We start from the raw sequence: 598 nt of genomic DNA on the forward strand, positions 1-598 counted from the left end.
GCTAAATAACAGCGTCTTCATTTGTTCTCGACGTTTTAATTGCGCCTTTTCCAAAGCATGATTGAGTCTCTTCCAACGTTTGCTTGGCTCAAAATACGTAACATTTGGGGTGCATACCAGCTTATTAAACTTTTCACATTTGTCCCGTTTTGATTTGATTTCATCGATTCGTTTATCCCAATACTTCAACAGTGCATTCATTGATTTCAATTCATATGATTTTCCATCACTGCCTAATCCTATTGCCAAATTCTTATGGTTGGGATCAAATACAATAAACGATTGTTCCTCCACCTTGGTGATTTCCTTGGCATCTTCTATTGTAAAAATGGCATAATACGAATCCAGATCCTTTGTGATGCGAAGGGTTTTGATTCTCTCCGTTTCGCTTAGTTCTACCGCTTCCACAAGTCCAACTTTGATTTTGATGGTCTTCTTAGCCTTTTTATCTTTTTTCTTTAATTCCTTGTATTCTTCATCTGTTAACTTGCCAAAACTTAAGGAAAGCAGATTGGTATCCAATAATTTAAAACCTTTTTTTGGTTCATCATAATATAGCGAAAACCACTTCTTTTTCCATGAACGATATTTTGGTTTC

General features: G+C 35.6%; 1 protein-coding gene. It reads right to left on the reverse strand.

Annotation, left to right across the window (positions count from 1 at the left end):
- Positions 1-598: nuclease/transposase family protein (locus ABRT01_RS18405; RefSeq protein WP_483308164.1), on the reverse strand; the 598-nt coding region annotated here is incomplete at both ends.

Source organism: Lentibacillus sp. L22, from assembly GCF_040812445.1.
In the GTDB taxonomy this organism is placed as follows: Bacteria; Bacillota; Bacilli; order Bacillales; family Amphibacillaceae; genus Lentibacillus_C; species Lentibacillus_C daqui.